This is a genomic window from Pseudomonas sp. 05T35, from assembly GCF_056396605.1.
Map to the genome: position 1 here is coordinate 1 of NZ_JBFTLU010000612.1, position 2,081 is coordinate 2,081.

Consider the following 2,081-nt stretch of genomic DNA (forward strand, 5'->3'; position numbering starts at 1 on the left):
GTACTGGCCCGGTCGGCCTTGCCACCGAACACGTGCACCGGGCACTTGAGCGGCGGTCGTTCCTGGGGCTGAAAACGCCCGCACAGCAAAAAGTCCGCGCGCAGGATCGGCAGCGTCAGGCTCATCAGCTCTGCGTTGCCCAGCACTTCTTCGCTGGTGCCGCCGAGGGCGCGCAATTGCTCGATCAGTTGGGCGTCGGTCCTGGGTTCGGAAAAGCCCCGGTCATAGTCCGAACGCATTGTCGGTGCAGCCGTTCCGGACGCGAACAGCGCCACCGGTTCCGGCGCGCCCAGTGCCCGAAAAGCGTGGGCCATTTCACACGCCAGCAACGCCCCGAGGCTATGGCCGAACAAGGCATAAGGCGTATTCAAGGACGAACGTTGTTCCCGGGCCAGTTGCATCGCCAGTTCGCGCATGTCGGTCTGCAAGGGCTCGTCAAAACGCGCACCCCGCCCCGGCAGCTCCACCGGCTTGACCTGCAGCCATTCCGGCAGCTTGCGCCGCCAGCGGCTGTAGACCATGGCGCTGGCGCCCGAATAGGGCAGGCACAGCAGTGTCAATTGGGTCACCGCATCTCCCCTCACTCAAGTTATCTGCAAGGGGAACGGATGACGCCCAACACAAATTAGTCGCCGTACCTGTGGGAGCGCCAGGTTGTGGACCTGAGTCAGCGGGCGCTAACGCTCACCTGAGCCGGCGATAACTCTGGATGGCCGAGCCCAGCACCACCGCCCCCGCGGTAATCGACAACCAGAACCCGCTGCGCGCGCCGAAGGCATCCACCAGCCAGCCGGAACCGGCTGCGCCGATCGCCACGCCGATGCTCAGACCGGTGATCAGCCAGGTCAGGCCTTCCGTGAGTTTGGCCGGCGGCACGATGCGCTCCACCAAGCCCATGGCGACAATCAGCGTCGGTGCGAAAAACAGCCCGGCAACAAACACTGCCAGCGACAACCCGAGAATGTTCCCCGCCAATAACAACGGCAGCGTGGTCAGTGYCGTCGCCACTCCGCCGTACAAAAACAAACGCGGCAACGGTGCATTGGGTTTCAACGCGCCGAACGCCAACCCGGCCAGGCACGAGCCAATGGCATACACCGACAGCACGATGCTTGCGGCTGCCGGCTGGCCTTGCTGCTGGGCGAAGGCCACGCTGACCACGTCCACCACCCCGACGATGGTGCCCATGGCCCCCATCAACAGCATCAACAGGCGTACATCCGCCGAACCAACGACCGAGCCCGGTTGATCGGCGTCATGCGGATGCACCGGCGGCTCAGTGCTGCGTTGCAACACAAACGCGCTCACCCCAATCGCCAACATCAGCAACGCCACCAACGGCCCGGCCTCGGGAAACACCACCACGCACAGCCCCACCGAAAGTGGCGGCCCGACGATAAAACACACCTCATCCAGCACCGACTCCAGCGCATAGGCGGTTTGCAACTGCGGTTTACCACGATACAGCTCCGTCCAGCGCGCCCGGACCATCGCCGACATGTTCGGCATGCAACCGGCCAGCGCGGCGAACACAAACAGCGTCCAGTTCGGCGCTTGCAATCGTGTACAGAGCAACAGCAGCAACAACCCGCCACCACCGACCAAGGCTGACACCGGCAGCACCCGGCCCTGACCAAAACGGTCGACCATGCGCGACACCTGCGGCGCGCAAAACGCCGTGGCCAAGGCAAAGGTCGCCGCCACTGACCCGGCCAACGCGTAACCGCCCTGCAACTGCGAGAGCATGGTGATCAGCCCGATACCGGTCATCGAGATCGGCATGCGCGCAACCATCCCTGCCAGCACGAAGGCGCGGCTGCCGGGGGCGTTGAATAGCGCTTGATAGGGATTTGCCATCCGGTTCCATCCTCTGCTGAGGCGTGCAACTTGCCATAAAGCGTCCCTGTAGTAAAAAACCTGGCAACCCGAAACCACAAATAAACCCGCCGCACCATGAACTCCAGCCACCGTGCGCCAGTCACCTGATAAGGCCCTCCTTCATCGCGGGTTGATAGGCCCATCTCATCGGCAGCACACTGTTCATCGACAGTGCATGTGTCTCTATCTGGAGTGACGCAGCA

General features: G+C 63.3%; 2 protein-coding genes. Both read right to left on the minus strand.

The window, feature by feature from the left end:
- The coding region (locus AC1DH9_RS27965) for a thioesterase II family protein (protein ID WP_477809218.1) at positions 1-569 on the minus strand (569 nt) is incomplete at its 3' end.
- Between the two features lie 115 nt (positions 570-684).
- Complete coding sequence (locus AC1DH9_RS27970) at positions 685-1,857, minus strand: MFS transporter (RefSeq protein ID WP_477809219.1); 1,173 nt, start codon at positions 1,855-1,857, stop codon at positions 685-687.
- Between the last annotated feature and the right edge of the window lie 224 nt (positions 1,858-2,081).